The sequence below is a fragment of the Microbacterium sp. ET2 genome (genome assembly GCF_030347395.1).
Taxonomy (GTDB): Bacteria; Actinomycetota; Actinomycetes; order Actinomycetales; family Microbacteriaceae; genus Microbacterium; species Microbacterium albipurpureum.
In genome coordinates, this window is record NZ_CP128170.1 from 2,870,800 (window position 1) to 2,887,884 (window position 17,085).

The window sequence follows — 17,085 nt, forward strand, 5'->3', positions numbered from 1 at the left end:
CGGGTCAGCCGCGCAGAACCGCCTGCTTCACCTCTGCGATGGCCTTGGTGACCTCGATGCCGCGGGGGCAGGCCTCGGTGCAGTTGAAGGTGGTGCGGCAGCGCCACACGCCCTCCTTGTCGTTGAGGATGTCCAGGCGCACATCGCCGGCGTCGTCGCGCGAGTCGAAGATGAACCGGTGCGCGTTGACGATCGCGGCGGGGCCGAAGTACTGCCCGTCGGTCCAGAACACCGGGCAGGACGAGGTGCACGCCGCGCACAGGATGCACTTGGTGGTGTCGTCGAAGATCTCGCGGTTCGCGATCGACTGGATGCGCTCCTTGCCGGGCTCGGGCGTGGAGTTCGCTATGAGGAACGGCTTGATCTCGCGGTAGGAGGCGAAGAACGGCTCCATGTCGACCACGAGGTCCTTCTCCAGCGGCAGACCCTTGATGGCCTCGACGTAGATCGGCTGCGAGATGTCGAGGTCCTTGATGAGGGTCTTGCAGGCCAGGCGGTTGCGGCCGTTGATGCGCATCGCGTCGGATCCGCAGATGCCGTGCGCGCACGACCGGCGGAAGGTCAGCGAGCCGTCGACCTCCCACTTGATCTTGTGCAGAGCGTCCAGAACGCGATCGGTGGAGTACAGCTCCACGTCGTAGTCGACCCAGCGCGGCTCGTCATCGACCTCGGGATCGAAGCGGCGGATGTTGAAGGTGACCAGGAACGATTGGATGCCGGTGTCTGCCGGCGCCTGCTCGACGCGGTCTTCTCCGTCCGCGACGCGATCGCCTGCGGCATCCGTCCGAGTGTCGAGAACCGTCGACATCAGTACTTCCTCTCCATCGGCTGGTAGCGGGTGATGACGACGGGTTTCCAGCCGAGCGTGATGTGATCGTCGGCGTGCGACGAGGTGGGGTCGCCCGTGAGGTAGGCCATCGTGTGCTGCATGTAGGTCTCGTCGTCGCGCGTGGGGAAGTCGTCGCGCATGTGGCCGCCGCGGCTCTCCTTGCGGTTGCGGGCCGTGACCACGACCACCTCGGCGATGTCGAGGAGGAAGCCGAGCTCGACCGCCTCGAGCAGGTCGGTGTTGAACCGCTTGCCCTTGTCGTCGACGTGGATGTTCTTGTACCGCTCGCGGAGGTCGGCGATGACGTCAAGGACGTGCCCGAGGGACTCCTCGGTGCGGAACACCTGGGCGCCCTTGTCCATCTCGTCCTGCAGCGTCTTGCGCAGCACCGAGATGCGCTCGGTGCCGGGGTTGCTGCGCAGGCCCTCGATCATCTCGCGCACCGCTCGTGCCGGATCGTCGGGAAGGGGCACGAAGTCGGCGGTCTGGACGTACTCGACCGCGTAGCGACCGGCGCGCTTGCCGAAGACGTTGATGTCGAGCAGCGAATTGGTACCCAGGCGGTTCGAGCCGTGAACCGACACGCAGGCGCATTCGCCCGCGGCGTACAGTCCCGGAACGACGGTGTCGTTGTCGGCCAGCACCTCGGCCTTGATGTTGGTGGGGATGCCGCCCATGGCGTAGTGCGCCGTCGGCATCACCGGAACGGGCTCGACCACCGGGTCGACGCCGAGGTAGGTGCGGGCGAACTCGGTGATGTCGGGGAGCTTGGTCTCGAGCACTTCGGCGCCCAGGTGCGTGCAGTCCAGCAGCACGTAGTCGCGGTGCGGACCCGCGCCGCGGCCCTCGGCGACCTCCTGCTGCATGCAGCGGCTGACGATGTCGCGCGGCGCGAGGTCTTTGATCGTGGGGGCGTAGCGCTCCATGAAGCGCTCACCGCTGACGTTGCGGAGGATCGCGCCCTCACCGCGAGCGCCCTCGGTGAGGAGGATGCCGAGACCGGCCAGCCCGGTCGGGTGGAACTGGAAGAACTCCATGTCCTCGAGCGGAAGCCCCTTGCGCCACACGATCCCGACCCCGTCGCCGGTGAGCGTGTGGGCGTTCGAGGTCGTCTTGTAGATCTTGCCGAAGCCGCCGGTGGCGAACACCACGGCCTTGGAGTGGAAGACGTGCAGCTCGCCGGTTGCGAGGTCGTAGGCGACCACACCGGCGGTCTGGGTCTTGCCCGCGGCATCCTTCACGGTGATGAGGTCGAGGACGTAGAACTCGTTGAAGAAGTTGATGCCGAGCTTCACGCAGTTCTGGAACAGCGTCTGCAGGATCATGTGCCCGGTGCGGTCGGCGGCGTAGCAGGCGCGGCGCACGGGGGTCTTGCCGTGGTCGGCCGTGTGGCCGCCGAAGCGCCGCTGGTCGATCTTGCCGTCGGGCGTGCGGTTGAAGGGCAGCCCCATGTTCTCCAGGTCGATGACGGCGTCGATCGCCTCCTTCGCGAGGATCTCGGCCGCGTCCTGGTCGACGAGGTAGTCGCCACCCTTGACGGTGTCGAAGGTGTGCCACTCCCAGGAGTCCTCCTCGACGTTGGCGAGAGCCGCCGCCATGCCGCCCTGCGCCGCACCCGTGTGGGATCGGGTCGGATAGAGCTTGGAGATGACCGCCGTCTTCGCGCCCGGACCCGCCTCGATCGCCGCGCGCATTCCGGCGCCGCCCGCGCCGACGATGACGATGTCGAACTGGTGGTAGTGGACGCCGTCGCGAACGACGCTGTCGGAGGTTTGCGTGCTCACTGGAGGATGTCTTCCGTTCTGGTGAGGGGGACCCGAGGTGCGGCGCCGGTCAGGCGCACAGCTCCTGCAGCCAGTCGGCGCTGGTGCTGCTCAGTCCCAGGCACGGGTCGAAGGTGAACACCACGAGGGTGCCGAGGAGGATGAGGAAGGCCGCGGACGCCCAGAGACCGGAGACGAGAACCTTGCGGGTGGTCTCATTGGCGACGTAGTCGTTGACGATCGTGCGCATGCCGTTGGTGCCGTGGATGAGCGCGAGCCAGAGCATCGCGACATCCCACCACTGCCAGAACGGGGTGGCGAACTTTCCGGCGACGAAGGCGAAGTCGATGCCGCGGATGCCCTCACCCACCATCAGGTTGACGAAGAGGTGCCCGAAGATGAGGACGATGAGCAGCACGCCGGAGGCGCGCATGTAGATCCAGCCCCACTTCTCGAGGTTGCCGCGGCGGCGCTGGGTGGCCGAGCGGGGGCTGCGGGGCGCGGCGAGCAGGTCGGTGGTCATCAGTTCCCTCCGAGCTCGGCGAAGACGTTGATCAGGTGACGCGGGGTGAAGGCGAGCATCGTGACGACCCAGAGGCCGAGGACGCCCCACCACAGCTGACGCTGGTGGCGGGTGGCCCAGCTCCAGAAGTCCACCAGGATGATCCGCAGCCCGTTGTAGGCGTGATAGGCGATCGCTCCGACCAGCGCGACCTCGCCGACGCCCATGACCGGGTTCTTGTAGGTGCCGATGACCGCGTCATAGGCCTCGGGGGACACCCGGATGAGCGCGGTGTCGAGGATGTGCACCAGCAGGAAGAAGAAGATGGCCACACCGGTGATGCGGTGCAGAACCCACGACCACATGCCCTCACGGCCGCGGTAGAGCGTTCCGCGTGGGACGGTCGAGGTGGTCTCCGAAACCGTCAGCGTGACGCGTGCTGGTGCTGACACGGTCGTCCTCCCTGGGTCGAACACGTTGCGGGGCGGGCATTGCCCCTCGCAGGACACGGGGCCCTCACGGCGTCACACGGGCGCAGAACAATCCTATGGCGGGCGGTCTTCGGGCGGCGATGAGGCGAACCTAACTGTCTCGATATCGAGACAAGAAGATGCCGCGCCCGAGGCCGTCGAACCGGCTCGCCCCGGGCCTGCGAGACCGATCCGAAGCACGGGCCGGATACCCTGTCGCCATGCCTGAACCCATCGCCGACTTCTACGCCGTCATCCCCGCCGGCGGCATCGGCAGCCGGCTGTGGCCGCTGTCACGAGCCGACGCCCCCAAGTTCCTGCACGATCTCACCGGGTCAGGTCAGACGCTGCTGCGCGACACCTGGGACCGGCTCGAGCCGCTGAGCGGACCCGACCGCATCGCGGTGGTCACGGGGCGCGCGCACCGCGCCGCCGTGGAGCGCGAGCTCCCGGGGATCCCGGACAAGAACGTCTTCCTCGAGTCCGAGCCCCGCGACTCCACCGCCGCGATCGGCCTCGCCGCCGCCGTCCTCGTCCGCCGCGAGCCCGACGTGATCATCGGCTCGTTCGCCGCCGATCACGTCATCCGCCCCGCGCACCTGTTCGACTGGGGGGTCCGGCAGGCGATCGCCGTCGCGCGGGAGGGGTACATCTGCACCCTCGGCATCCAGCCGACGGAGCCGTCGATCGGCTTCGGCTACATCAAGAAGAGCCCCGAACTCATCGTCGAGGGGGCTCCCGAGGCGGCGCTGGTCGAACGCTTCGTGGAGAAGCCCGACCTCGACACGGCGCGCGAGTACTTCGCCGACCGCTCCTACCTCTGGAACGCCGGCATGTTCATCTCGCGCGCCGATGTGCTTCTCGCCGCGATCGAGGAGAACCGTCCGGAGCTCTACGCGGGACTTATCGAACTCGCCGAAGCGTGGGACGACCGGGAACGCCGGGGGCCTGTCGTGGACCGGGTGTGGCCGACGCTGGAGAAGATCGCCATCGACTACAGCGTCGCCGAGCCCGCGGCCGCGGCAGGGCGCCTGGCTGTGGTCCCCGGTCACTTCGACTGGGACGACGTGGGCGACTTCGCCAGCCTCACCAAGCTCAACTCGCATGGACGCGGCAACGACCTGGCGATCCTCGGCGAGAACGCCCGGATCCTCGCCGACACCTCCAGCGGCATCGTCGTCTCCCAGACCCAGCGGGTCATCAGCGTCATCGGGGTCAAGGACATCGTCATCGTCGACACCGACGACGCGCTGCTGGTCACCACCAGCGAGAACGCGCAGCGGGTGAAGGGCGTCGTCGACGCGCTGAAGCTCACCGGACGCGGCGACGTCCTCTGACCCCCGGGTGACGCCTCTTCGCCGGGGCGCCGGTGCGTGGCATCCGCTCATTTGGTCACGCGCGTATTGCGTCTTTGTAACCTTTGGGTACGCCGGGCTCAGCACGTCTACCAGTGCGCTGTCACAGTAGGTAACTTTGTGCAGTCCCCGTGAAGGACGCGGGGCATCGATGTGGAGGCTGAGTTGACCATCTCACGCACCAAGAAGCTCGCTGGCGCCGCCGCCGCCGCGGGCCTGCTCGTGGCCCTGGCGGGCTGCGGCGCCGCACCCGAAGCAGCGCCGTCCGGAGAAGCATCCGGTGGGGGCGAGGCGACGTCCGACTTCAAGGCCTGCATGGTCTCCGACGCGGGCGGGTTCGACGACAAGTCGTTCAACCAGCTGGGCCTGGAGGGCCTGACCGCCGCGTCCGAGGAGCTCGGCTTCGAGATCGCGACGACCGAGTCGCAGTCCGAGAGCGACTACGCCGCGAACCTCGACAACCTCGCCGCCGAGGGCTGCAACTTCATCGTCTCGGTCGGCTTCCTGCTGTCGGCCCCGACCGTCGAGGCGGCCCTGGCCAACCCCGACATCGAGTACGCCATCATCGACGACTACGCCGACAACGACTTCGACGGCGAGACCGACGCCCCGAACATCAAGCCGCTCGTCTTCGACACGGCGCAGGCCGCGTTCCTCGCCGGCTACGCGTCGGCCTCGTACAGCGAGTCCGGCATCGTCGGCACCTTCGGTGGCGCGAAGATCCCGCCGGTGACCATCTTCATGGACGGTTTCCAGATGGGCGTGGAGTACTGGAACGAGCAGAAGGGCGAGGACATCCAGGTCGTCGGCTGGGACATGGAGACCCAGGAGGGTCAGTTCACCGAGGAGTTCCTCGCGAACGACACCGCCAAGCAGGTCGCGCAGGGTCTCATCGACCAGGGTGCCGACGTGCTGCTGCCGGTCGGTGGCCCGATCTACCAGTCGGCCGCTGAGGCGATCCGCGACTCGGGTGGCAACATCGCACTGCTCGGTGTCGACGCCGACGTGTACGAGACCGACCCCAGCGTGGCCGAGCTCCTGCTGGTGTCCGTCCTCAAGGGCATGGACGTCGCCGTGACCGAAGCTGCGACCGAGGCGGCGAACGACGAGTTCGACCCCACCCCGTTCATCGGCACGCTCGAGAACGACGGTGTCGGCATCTCGTCGTTCCACGACTTCGAGTCGCTCGTCGACCCGGCGCTCGCGGACGAGCTGGAGGAGATCCGCGCGGGCATCATCGACGGGTCGATCGACGCCCGTTCGCCCGCGTCGCCGTAACACCTCTTCGACACACCGGCGGCCGGACAGATGCGTGCATCTGTCCGGCCGCCTCACGACTCCATTAGATTGGCGGCTATGACGCTCGAACTTCGGGGCATCACCAAGCGGTTCGGCGCCCTCGTGGCGAACGACCACATCGATCTGGTGGTCAAGCCCGGAGAGATCCATTGCCTGCTCGGCGAGAACGGCGCCGGCAAGTCGACTCTCATGAATGTCCTGTACGGCCTCTACACCGCCGATGAAGGTGAGATCCTCCTCGACGACGAGGTGCAGCACTTCTCGGGGCCCGGTGACGCGATGGCCGCAGGAATCGGCATGGTGCACCAGCACTTCATGCTCATCCCCGTCTTCACCGTCGCCGAGAACGTCATGCTCGGCCACGAGGACACCCGGTTCGCCGGCGCCCTCGACCTCGAGAAGGCCCGCACCCACGTCCGCGAAGTGGCGGCACGGTTCGGCTTCCAGATCGACCCCGACGCGCTCGTCGGCGACCTTCCGGTCGGCGCGCAGCAGCGAGTGGAGATCATCAAGGCGCTCTCCCGCGACGCCAAGGTGCTCGTCTTCGACGAGCCGACCGCGGTGCTGACCCCGCAGGAGACCGACGAGCTCATGGCGATCATGCGTCAGCTGCGCGACGACGGGACGGCGATCGTCTTCATCACCCACAAGCTCCGCGAGGTCCGCGAAGTCGCCGACCGCATCACGGTCATGCGTCTGGGGAAGATCGTGGGGGAGGCAGAGCCCACCGCCACCAACGCCGACCTCGCGAACCTCATGGTCGGTCGCGCCGTCGAGCTCACCGTTCAGAAGGAGCCGGCACAGCCCGCCGCCGGCGGTCTCGTCGTCGACAACCTCCGCGTGCTCGACGATCACGATCAGATCGTCGTCGACGGCGTCACCTTCGAGGTGCGGCCCGGGGAGATCCTCGCGATCGCCGGAGTACAGGGCAACGGTCAGACCGAGCTCACCGAGGCCATCATCGGCCTGCAGCGCAAGGTGACCGGATCGATCCGGCTGAACGACAGCGAGCTCCTCGGCAAATCGGTCAAGAGCATCATCGACGAGGGAGTCGGATTCGTGCCCGAGGACCGCAAGGTGGAGGGCTTGGTCGGGGAGTTCAGCGTCGCCGACAACCTCATCCTCAACCGGTCCAGCGGCGCACCCTTCTTCTCCGCCGCGACCCTCCGTCGCGGCGTGCTGCGCGCGTTCGCCGAGGAGAGGATCGCGGAGTTCGACATCCGCACCCAGGGTCCCGACCTCGCCGCGGGCCGCCTGTCGGGAGGAAACCAGCAGAAGGTGGTGCTCGCACGCGAACTCAGCCGCGACCTGAGCCTGTTCGTCGCCTCGCAGCCGACCCGAGGAATCGACGTGGGGTCGATCGAGTTCGTCCACAAGCGCATCGTCGCCACCCGCGACTCGGGGGTGCCGGTGATCGTGGTCTCGACCGAACTCGACGAGGTCTCAGCCCTCGCCGACCGCATCGCGGTCATGTACCGCGGCAAGATCGTCGGCATCGTGCCCGGCGATGCCCCGCGTGAGACGCTCGGCCTGATGATGGCAGGCGAGATGCCTGCCGCGCCCGCGCGCGCCGAGGGGGTCACCGCATGAGCACCCTCCCTCCCGAAGGAACCGGACTCGGACCCGGTGTCGACCCCGGCATCACGCACACCGCACACGGAGAGCCGGCGAAGCAGACTCCGGCCGCCGACATCCCGCCGCCGCCGCGACAGAACCAGATCATCCGCGAGATCCTGCGCAGCAACGCCGTGGCGACGATCCTCGCCATCGTGCTGGCGATGCTCATCGGCGGCGTGCTCGTCGCCTTCACCAACCCCGAGGTCCAGCGGACATCGGGCTACTTCTTCGCCCGTCCCCAAGACACCCTCGTCGCGGTTTGGGACGCCGTCGCCGGTGCCTACGCGGCACTGTTCCGCGGTGCGATCTGGAACTACGAGGCGGAGACGTTCGTCCGCGCCATCAAGCCGATCACCGATACGCTGAACTTCGCCACGCCCCTCATCGCTGCCGGTCTGGGCGTGGGGCTGGCCTTCCGGGTGGGCCTGTTCAACATCGGTGCCCGCGGCCAGATGCTCATCGGCGTCACCACCGCCGCGTTCGTGGCCACCGGTTTCAGCGCGCCGCTGTTCATCCACCTGCCCCTCACGATCGCCGCGGGTATCGCGGGCGGCATGATCTGGGGAGGCCTCGTCGGGTTGCTCAAGGCCCGCACCGGGGCGAACGAAGTGATCCTCACGATCATGTTGAACTTCGTGGCGTTCTACTTCCTCTCCTGGCTGCTGAACACCCCGGGTCTGCTCCAGCGGCCCGGCGGGTCGCAGCCCATCTCATCGCCGACGCCCGCGTCGGCCCAGTTCCCGAGCCTGTTCGGCGCGCCCCTGACGGTCAACTGGGGATTCATCGTCGCGATCGCCGCGACGGCCTTCGTCTGGTGGCTCGTCGAGCGCTCGAGTCTCGGGTTCCGCATGCGTGCAGTCGGCGAGAACCCCTACGCCGCGCGGGCCGCCGGCATCAACGTCGAACGCATCATCATCTACGCGATGGCGTTCGCCGGAGGCCTGGCGGGCCTGGCCGGGGTCAACCAGATCTCGGGCACGATCACCAGCGGCTTCGGCAACGGCATCGACGCCGGCATCGGCTTCGACGCCATCACCGTCGCGCTGCTCGGCCGCAGCAAGGCGTGGGGCGTCTTCGCCGCCGGCATCCTGTTCGGAGCCCTCAAGGCCGGAAGCTTCACGATGCAGGTGTCCGAGGGGATCCCCGTCGACATCGTCGTGGTCGTCCAGGCCCTCATCGTGCTGTTCATCGCCGCACCGCCCCTGGTGAGGACGATCTTCTTCCTCCCCAAGGACCCCGGTGAGCTCTCGGCCGGACGGCGCGCGCGCCGTGCCGCGAAGGCCGCAGCGAAGAACCCGTCCGCACCCGCACGCAAGGAGGAGGTGAACGCATGAGCACCACGACCGTGACCCCCGCCCACGCCGAGGCCGATGAGGTCATCACCCGTCAGACCGTGCGCCAGCGGCGCTGGAAGCTCGCCGTCTCTCTGGTTGTGGCGACCGTCCTGATCGGCATCATGGCGTTCGCCTTCCCGCGCGACGGGATCAGCACGTATCGCCTCGGCGACCGCACGTCGACGGTCGACCTCGGCGACATCGGTCTGCCGACCTTCGCCACCGTCGCCGTCTGCTTCGTGCTGCTGGTGATCATGACCGCGTACGCGGTGTGGGCGGCCTACTCCTACCGGCGTCCGGGACTCTGGCTCCCGATCGTCTTCTCGTTCGTGGCCGTCTTCGCCTTCCTCACCTGGTCCGCCGCCGACGGGCTGGTCCCCGTCACCGGTCTGCTCTTCGGGGCGGTCTCCCTGTCGGTGCCGCTGGTGTTCGGCGCTCTCGGTGGCGTGATCGGCGAGCGTGCGGGTGTGGTCAACGTCGCCATCGAAGCGCAGTTCCTCTTCGCGGCGTTCTCGTCGGCGATCGTCGCCTCGATCACCGGCTCGTTCCTCCTCGGGCTCGTCGCGGCGATGCTGGCGGGAGCGCTCGTGGCCTCGGTGCTCGCGGCGTTCTCGATCAAGTACCTCGTCGATCAGGTGATCGTCGGTGTGGTGCTCAACGTCCTCATCACGGGCCTCACGAGCTTCCTCCACGGGGCGCTGCTGACCCCCAACTCCGAGGCGCTGAACTCCCCGCCGCGCTTCCCGCGGTGGGCGATCCCCGTCCTGTCCGACATCCCGGTCATCGGCCCGGTGGTGTTCAACCAGACGCTGATCGTCTACATCATGTACATCGCGATCCCGCTGGTGGCGTGGGGACTGTACAAGACGCGCTGGGGTCTGCGCCTCCGCGCGGTCGGCGAGCATCCGCAGGCCGCCGACACCGTCGGCATCCGCGTGAATCCGACCCGCTTCTGGAACGTCCTCCTCGCCGGTGCCGTCGCCGGCATCGGAGGGGCGTACTTCACGCTCGGCTCGGTGGGGTCGTTCGACAAGGAGATGACCGGAGGCCTCGGCTTCATCGCGCTGGCCGCCGTCATCTTCGGCGGCTGGGACCCGGTGAAGGCGTCCTTGGCGGCGCTGCTGTTCGGGTTCGCGACGAACCTGCGGACGCTGCTGACCAATCTGGGATCGCCGATCCCGTCGGAATTCATGGCGATGCTGCCGTACGTCGTGACGGTCCTGGCGGTGGTCGGCTTCGCCGGCCAGGTGCGCGGACCCGCGGCGGCGGGCAAGCCGTACATCAAGGGGTGAGTGTGGCACGACGTTCAGGACGCGGCTGGGACGCGTCATCCGACGACCATGACGATCAGGTCCCGGTCGATATCGACTGGGACCACCTGAGAAGCGTCGCGATCGAGGCGGCATCCCGCGCCTACGCCCCGTATTCGCGCTACCGCGTGGGTGCGGCGGCGCTCGTCTCCGACGGGCGCGTGGTGGCGGGGTGCAACGTCGAGAATGCCTCCTACGGCGTCACGCTCTGCGCCGAATGCGGACTGGTGTCCGAGCTCCACATGTCCGGCGGCGGTCAGCTCGTGGCGTTCGTGTGCGTCAACGGCGAGAGCGAGACGATCATGCCGTGCGGACGCTGCCGGCAGCTGCTGTTCGAGCACGCCATCCCCGGGATGCTGCTGGAAACCGTCTCGGGCATCCGCACCATCGACGAGGTGCTGCCCGACGCCTTCGGCCCGCGCGATCTCGACGCGCGACCGAACCGCGAGTCGGAGTCGGCGCGATGAGCGGCACCGCCGCACCCGAGCCCTTCGACGCCGTCGACATCATCCGCGCCAAACGCGACGGGCGCGACGTGCCCGAGGATGCGCTGCGCTGGATGATCGACGCCTACACCCGCGGCTACGTCATGGACGCGCAGATGTCGGCGTTCGCGATGGCGGTGCTGCTCAACGGCATGTCGCGCGACGAGATCCGCGTCATGACCGACGCGATGATCGCCTCCGGCGAGCGGATGAGCTTCGAGGGGCTCGGCAAGACCACGGTCGACAAGCACTCCACCGGCGGAGTCGGCGACAAGATCACCCTGCCGCTCGCCCCGCTCGTCGCGGCGTTCGGCGTGGCGGTTCCGCAGCTCTCGGGCCGCGGACTCGGCCACACCGGGGGCACCCTCGACAAGCTCGAGTCGATCCCCGGTTGGCGCGCCGCACTGTCGAACGAAGAGCTGCACGCGCAGCTGCGCGACGTCGGAGCAGTCATCTGCGCGGCGGGCTCCGGGCTCGCGCCGGCGGACAAGCGCCTGTACGCCCTGCGTGATGTCACCGGGACCGTCGAGGCCATTCCGCTCATCGCATCGAGCATCATGTCGAAGAAGATCGCGGAGGGAACGGCCGCGCTGGTGCTGGACGTGAAGTTCGGCTCGGGCGCGTTCATGCAGGACATCGATCGTGCCCGCGAGCTGGCGCGCACGATGGTCGGACTCGGCACCGATTCGGGGGTCGCGACGACCGCTCTCCTCACCGACATGAACACGCCGCTGGGTCGCGCGATCGGCAACGCCAACGAGGTGCGCGAGTCGGTGGAGGTGCTCGCCGGTGGGGGGCCCGCCGACGTCGTGGAGCTGACCGTCGCGCTGGCGCGCGAGATGCTCGCCCTCGCCGGTCAGCCCGATGCCGACGTCGAGGCAGCCCTCGCGGACGGTCGGGCGATGGACGTCTGGCGGGCGATGATCCGCGCGCAGGACGGCGACCCCGACGCGCCGCTCCCCACGGCCCGCGAGACCCACACCGTCACCGCGCCGCGCGGCGGCATCGTCAGCCGCATGGAGGCCCTGCCCTTCGGCATCGCCGCCTGGCGCCTGGGAGCAGGGCGCGCTCGCGCCGAGGATGCCGTCATCCACGCGGCCGGTATCGACCTGCACGTCAAGCCCGGCGACCAGGTCTCCGCGGGCGCACCCGTCTTCACCCTCTCGGCCGATGATGCGGCGCGTTTCGCGCGGGCACTGGACGCCGTCGAGGGGGCGTGGGACATTGGCGAAGACGCGCCCGCCGCGTCATCCCTCGTTCGCGAACGCATCACCGCCGACTCGATCTGATTCGCCGCCCGACCCAATCCCCCGGAGGAACACGATGGCCATCGATCAGCACGGTGACGCCCAGCTGGAGGGCGTGTCTCTGCGGAGCCTGCCCAAGATCTCTCTGCACGACCACCTCGACGGCGGCCTGCGTCCTGCCACGATCGTGGAGCTCGCCGACGACGCCGACATCGACCTGCCCGAGGACGACGCCGAGGCGCTGGGCGAGTGGTTCGCCGAGAAGAGCGACTCGGGGTCGCTGGTGGAGTACCTCAAGACCTTCGACGTCACCCTGTCGGTGCTGCAGACCCGCGAGGGTCTCACGCGGGTGGCGCGGGAGTTCGTCGAGGACCTCGCCGCCGACGGCGTGATCTACGGCGAGGTGCGATGGGCACCTGAGCAGCACCTGGGCGGCGGCCTCACCCTCGACGAGGTGGTGGAGGCGGTGCAGGACGGCATCGAGGAGGGCGAGGACCTCTCCGCCGATGCGGGACGCGACATCCGTGTCGGTCAGCTCATCACCGCGATGCGCCACACCGACCGGTCGCACGAGATCGCGCGGCTCGCGGTGGAGTGGCGTGGGCGCGGCGCCGTCGGTTTCGACATCGCCGGTCCTGAAGACGGCTTCCTGCCTTCGCGGCATCGCAAGGCGTTCGACTACCTCGCGGGGCAGTTCTTCCCCGTCACGGTGCACGCGGGGGAGGCGGCGGGGCTCGAGTCCATCCGGTCGGCCCTCCTCGACGGTCGCGCCCTGCGTCTCGGGCACGGCGTGCGCATCGCCGAGGACCTCGACATCGTGCAGCGGTCGGGCGAAGAGGTGCTCGTGGAGTTCGGCGATCTCGCGCGGTGGGTGCGCGACCGCGAGATCCCCCTGGAGCTGTCGCCCTCGTCGAATCTGCAGACCGGGGCGATCCAGCGGTGGGGCACCGACCTCGAAGACCACCCCTTCGACCTGCTCTACCAGCTGGGGTTCGCAGTGACGGTCAACGTCGACAACCGGCTCATGAGCCGCACGTCGCTGACGCGCGAGCTCGCGCTGCTCGTCGAGGCCTTCGACTACGGGCTCGACGACCTCGAGGCGTTCCAGATGAACGCCGCCGCGGGCGCGTTCCTCCCCGTGGAGCAGCGCGAGGAGCTGATCGACCTCATCTCCGAAGGCTTCGACCGGTAGCGCCCGCCCGTCCTGTCCCCAACTCCTGCAGAATCGACGGACCCGGCCCCGAAACCTCGGGACTCGGGCCCGCCACCGGCGTTGTGCAGGAGTTAGGGACACGCGTCACCGCGCCCGGCGCGCGAGGATGACGGCTCGGATAGCGGTCGCGGTGGCGTCGTAGGCGTACAGAAGGTCTTCCGCCAGGGGGCGGATCGTTGTGTACCCGAGCGCCGCGGCAGCGATGTCGCGGCGACGATCACGTCGCTGGGCATCCCACCCCTCATGATGCGCCTTGCTGTCGCACTCGATGATCAGCCATCCGTCGACGACGAAGTCCACCCGTCCCACGCCGGGGATCTGCACTTGGACGTCGACGTCACAGCCGAGCCCGCGGAGGATGAGGCGGACGAGCGTCTCGGGCCCGGACTCCATGCGGCGATCGAGGAGTCGTCGGAGGGCGCGATAACGATGCGGGAGGCGGCGGAAAACCTCGGCGATGTCAGCTTCGTCGACGAGGCCGAGGTGCCACGCGCTGTCGAGGGTCGCGATGGCATCGCGGGGAGACTGACACTTCACCGCCTGGGTAAGTGCTCCGATGAGATCGGTAGTGAGGCTGGATGAAGGCTCGTCCCCACAGCGCCAATGGGCGGTGAACCCAGGTCGGAGCGCCGGGATGCGGCTCGCAGCACGGTCGAACTGGATGTGCAGCCCGGGGTTCTCCCTCACGAAGACACCGAGCGTCGCGAGGAGCGAGACGCAATCGAGGCGACCTCCGACGCGCCCGGCGTCGAGGAGATCCGGGAGGAGGCGCGGATCGGCGTACCGGCCCCTGCGGAGACGGATGAGGCGTCCCTCCGACACCAGCCGCCGGACCATCCGCTTGTCGAGCCCCCGCTTGGCAAGTCCCCGCGTGCTGAGGAAGGTCGCGGAAAGAACCTGCGACGAGGCGAGGTGAGGTGCGACCACACGTCCATTCCATGGGCGCGGGCCGATCGGGGGTCGTCGCACGGGCGATCCGTGGACAGGGTGTGCGGTTCGGCGTGCTGTGCAGGAGAGGTGAGGGCAACCCGGCCAGTGTCCCCAACTCCTGCAGAATCGACCTCGCACGGTGACGGAAGAGCCGTACGGGGCGCGCCAGTGACGTTATGCAGGAGTTAGGGACAACCCGGCTCGGACGGGCGGGCGGTTGGGCAGCCCGGCTCGGGCGGCCGGGCGCTCAGCGGGGGAGGGCTGCGACGAAGGGGGCGAGGAGGTCGGCGAGCTTCGCGCGCATCTCGGGCAGGGTGATCGAGCCCTCATTGTCACCGGCCTGCGGGCCGTACGCGCCGAAGGCGGCGTGGTTGGCGCCCTCGATCTCCGTCATCACCGCCTCCTCCGGCAGCAGCGGCCGCGCCTCGGCGATCTTCTCCGGCGTGGACAGCCCGTCCTCACTGCCCGCGATGCTGGTCACCGGCACATCCGATCCCGAGATGTCGCCGGCGCAATACGACGCGAAGAGCGCCAGCGCGTCGGCGTCGCCGGCGAGCTGGCACGCGCGCAGCCCGCCGAGCGAGTGCCCACCGACGATCCACTGCTCCACGTCGGGGACGAGGCCGGTGAACGCCGACAGCGGTCGCAGGTCGAAGAACGCGAGGTTCAGCCAGGGCTTGGTGATCACGACCGTCACCCCGTCTTCGGCCACGACGTCGGCCATCGTCGCCGCGTAGGCCGCGGCCTCGACCTTCGCGCCGGGGATGTAGACGAGGCCCACCTCACCCGGCCCGTCGGTGGGCTCGAGGATGACCGCGGTGGAGGTGTCGGTGAAGGAGACCTCGGGGTTGCTCCGCACCTCGGCGAGCGGTCCGGCCTCCGCCTGCATGACTCCGACCTGGCTCCAGACGACGAGCCCGCCGACGGCGAGCAGAAGAAGCGCACCGAGCGACCCGAGCACCCACGCCAGCACACGCCGCCAGCGGCGTCGGCGGGGCGCCGGTGGCGTGACCGCTTCGGGAGACCCGTCGTGAGATCCGGATGACACGTGGTGAGCGTACCGCCGTGCCTGCCCGAAACCGCGCGCCGCCGGCCTCAGCCCGCGAGCGTCGCCTGACGGGCCGCGACCGCGTCTCGCACCCGCGGGTACAGCGGATGCCCCTCCTCGAGCCCCGTCACGGCGGCGGTCACCGCATCGGCGTCCTGCTCCTGCAGCATGGCCTGCAACTCGACGGCCTGCGGATCATCGGGGTCGTCGAACGTGAGCGCCGCCTCCATCGCCGCAACGAGCGCGTCGACGGGCAGCCCGCGTTCGGCGGCCTCCGCCGCCGGCCCGACGAACCGCTCGTTGCGCGACAGCTTCCGCAGCGGCTGCCGCGCCACGCGGCGCACGTGATCGGGCAGGGCGGGGTTGGCGAAGCGGGCCAGGATCGTTGCGCGGTACTCCGCCAGTTCCTCGGGGGAGAACTCGTGCTTGGCGATGAGCACCGCCGAGGTCTCCTCCAGCGTCGCCGCGACCGCCGAGGCGATCGAGGGGTCTGCCAGCGCGTCGGCGATCCGCTCGACCCCGGCACGCGCGCCGAAGTACGCCGTCGCGGCATGCCCGGTGTTCACGGTGAACAGCTTCCGCTCGATGTACGGCGCCAGGTCGTCGACGAAGTGCGCACCCGGGATCGTGGGCGGGTGGTCGCCGAAGGGGTGTCGCTCGATGGCCCACTCGAAGAACGGCTCGACCGTGACATCCACCCCCGCGTCCGCGGGCTGTTCGGGCACGATGCGGTCGACGGCGGTGTTGGCGAACACCGCGCGCGTCTCCAGCGCCCCCCATGCCTCGCCCGCGGCCTCGACCATCTCCTCGCGCAGCAGGTCGGTGGCGTTGATGGCGTTCTCGCACGCCATGATCTGCAGCGGCGGCGAGGAGGGGTCGCGCAGCGCCAGCCCCGCGACCAGGTGGGGCGCGACGAAGCGGAGGATCGTCGGCCCGACTGCCGTGGTCACCACGTTCGCGCCGGCGACCTCCTCGATGACCTCGTCGGGGTGCTCGGCGCTGTTGATCGCCCGGAACCCCGTGACGACGTGATCCCGCCCGCCTTCCCCGACCTCGTGCACGGTGTACTCCGAGACGGCGTTGATGGCGTCGACGAGCGGCCCCGCGACATCCGGGAAGACCACCTCGTAGCCGCCCTCGTGCAGCAGCAGCCCGACGAAGCCTCGCCCGATGTTGCCGGCGCCGAAGTGGACGGCCTTCATTCCACGCCCGCCGCGACGGCGTCGTAGAGCTCCTCGGCGGTCGAGGTCGACTTCAGCCGCGCCACATCGTCCTCCTCGGAGAACAGCAGGGCGATCCGAGAGAGGATCTCGAGGTGCTCATCGCCCTTGCCGGCGATGCCGATCACGAAGGTCACCTGCTCGCCGTCCCAGTCGACGCCCCCGTCGTAGCGCACGACGGACAGACCGGACTCGAGGATGGTGTCCTTCGTCTCGTTGGTGCCGTGGGGGATCGCCAGCTCGTTGCCCATGTAGGTCGAGACGGTCTGCTCGCGCTGCTGCATCGCATCGAAGTAGGCGCCGGTGACGGCGCCGACCGACTCGAGGATCTCGGCGGCCTCGCGCATCGCCTCCTCGCGCGTCGCGCTGCCGGAGTGGATGCGGACCTGCCCCGGGGTGAGGACCTCACGTGCCATGATTTCGCCTTTCGATCGGTGATGTCGGTGATGAAGCCGGATGCCGG

At 68.9% G+C, this 17,085-nt stretch carries 16 protein-coding genes; 8 read left to right on the forward strand and 8 right to left on the reverse strand.

From position 1 onward, the window contains the following. Positions 1–4 precede the first annotated feature (4 nt). Genes QSU92_RS13950 through sdhC form a run of 4 tightly spaced genes read right to left on the reverse strand, consistent with a single transcriptional unit; the run spans position 5 to position 3,546 of the window. Positions 5–808, reverse strand: a complete 804-nt coding sequence (locus tag QSU92_RS13950) for a succinate dehydrogenase iron-sulfur subunit (RefSeq protein WP_289262754.1) — start codon at positions 806–808, stop codon at positions 5–7. After that, positions 808–2,613, reverse strand: coding sequence for a succinate dehydrogenase flavoprotein subunit (sdhA, locus tag QSU92_RS13955; protein WP_289262755.1), 1,806 nt, complete (start codon positions 2,611–2,613; stop codon positions 808–810). The genes QSU92_RS13950 and sdhA overlap by 1 nt, the downstream gene beginning before the upstream one ends. Before the next feature lie 49 nt (positions 2,614–2,662). Continuing rightward, the gene (locus QSU92_RS13960) at positions 2,663–3,115 is read right to left on the reverse strand and encodes a succinate dehydrogenase hydrophobic membrane anchor subunit (RefSeq protein ID WP_289262756.1); all 453 of its coding nucleotides are present in this window, start codon (positions 3,113–3,115) and stop codon (positions 2,663–2,665) included. Beyond that, positions 3,115–3,546 carry a succinate dehydrogenase, cytochrome b556 subunit gene (sdhC, locus tag QSU92_RS13965; protein ID WP_289262757.1) on the reverse strand — a complete coding sequence of 144 codons (432 nt, stop codon included), beginning with the start codon at positions 3,544–3,546 and terminating at the stop codon, positions 3,115–3,117. The genes QSU92_RS13960 and sdhC overlap by 1 nt, the downstream gene beginning before the upstream one ends. Before the next feature lie 239 nt (positions 3,547–3,785). On the opposite strand from sdhC, the gene QSU92_RS13970 reads away from it, so the two are divergent. The 8 genes from QSU92_RS13970 (at position 3,786) to QSU92_RS14005 (ending at position 13,403) form a co-directional block, all read left to right on the forward strand. Next, complete coding sequence (locus QSU92_RS13970) at positions 3,786–4,901, forward strand: mannose-1-phosphate guanylyltransferase (protein WP_289262758.1); 1,116 nt, start codon at positions 3,786–3,788, stop codon at positions 4,899–4,901. A gap of 183 nt (positions 4,902–5,084) precedes the next feature. After that, on the forward strand, positions 5,085–6,197 hold the full coding sequence (locus QSU92_RS13975) for a BMP family lipoprotein (RefSeq protein WP_289262759.1): 1,113 nt from the start codon (positions 5,085–5,087) through the stop codon (positions 6,195–6,197). A gap of 78 nt (positions 6,198–6,275) precedes the next feature. Continuing rightward, positions 6,276–7,808: an ABC transporter ATP-binding protein gene (locus tag QSU92_RS13980; protein ID WP_289262760.1), complete on the forward strand. Its 1,533-nt coding sequence runs from the start codon at positions 6,276–6,278 to the stop codon at positions 7,806–7,808. Next, positions 7,805–9,169 carry an ABC transporter permease gene (locus QSU92_RS13985; RefSeq protein WP_289262761.1) on the forward strand — a complete coding sequence of 455 codons (1,365 nt, stop codon included), beginning with the start codon at positions 7,805–7,807 and terminating at the stop codon, positions 9,167–9,169. Before QSU92_RS13980 ends, QSU92_RS13985 begins: the two co-directional genes overlap by 4 nt. Further along, positions 9,166–10,461, forward strand: a complete 1,296-nt coding sequence (locus QSU92_RS13990; protein WP_289262762.1) for an ABC transporter permease — start codon at positions 9,166–9,168, stop codon at positions 10,459–10,461. Before QSU92_RS13985 ends, QSU92_RS13990 begins: the two co-directional genes overlap by 4 nt. A gap of 71 nt (positions 10,462–10,532) precedes the next feature. Next, positions 10,533–10,946, forward strand: a complete 414-nt coding sequence (locus QSU92_RS13995; protein WP_289265913.1) for a cytidine deaminase — start codon at positions 10,533–10,535, stop codon at positions 10,944–10,946. Next, the gene (locus tag QSU92_RS14000) at positions 10,943–12,253 is read left to right on the forward strand and encodes a thymidine phosphorylase (RefSeq protein WP_289262763.1); all 1,311 of its coding nucleotides are present in this window, start codon (positions 10,943–10,945) and stop codon (positions 12,251–12,253) included. The genes QSU92_RS13995 and QSU92_RS14000 overlap by 4 nt, the downstream gene beginning before the upstream one ends. 34 nt (positions 12,254–12,287) lie before the next feature. Then, positions 12,288–13,403, forward strand: a complete 1,116-nt coding sequence (locus QSU92_RS14005; protein ID WP_289262764.1) for an adenosine deaminase — start codon at positions 12,288–12,290, stop codon at positions 13,401–13,403. Positions 13,404–13,508: 105 nt separating this feature from the next. Here the strand turns inward: QSU92_RS14005 and QSU92_RS14010 are convergent, their stop codons facing one another. From QSU92_RS14010 to QSU92_RS14025, 4 genes are all read right to left on the reverse strand, one after another. Then, positions 13,509–14,351, reverse strand: a complete 843-nt coding sequence (locus QSU92_RS14010; RefSeq protein WP_289262765.1) for a type IV toxin-antitoxin system AbiEi family antitoxin domain-containing protein — start codon at positions 14,349–14,351, stop codon at positions 13,509–13,511. 250 nt (positions 14,352–14,601) lie between these two features. Continuing rightward, positions 14,602–15,402 carry an alpha/beta hydrolase gene (locus QSU92_RS14015; protein ID WP_289262766.1) on the reverse strand — a complete coding sequence of 267 codons (801 nt, stop codon included), beginning with the start codon at positions 15,400–15,402 and terminating at the stop codon, positions 14,602–14,604. Between the two features lie 47 nt (positions 15,403–15,449). Continuing rightward, a complete protein-coding gene (locus QSU92_RS14020) occupies positions 15,450–16,604 on the reverse strand; it encodes a mannitol-1-phosphate 5-dehydrogenase (RefSeq protein WP_289262767.1) in 1,155 nt (384 codons plus the stop codon). After that, entirely contained in the window at positions 16,601–17,038 is a 438-nt protein-coding gene (locus tag QSU92_RS14025) for a PTS mannitol transporter subunit IIA (protein WP_289262768.1), read from the reverse strand. Before QSU92_RS14025 ends, QSU92_RS14020 begins: the two co-directional genes overlap by 4 nt. Positions 17,039–17,085: the final 47 nt, after the last annotated feature.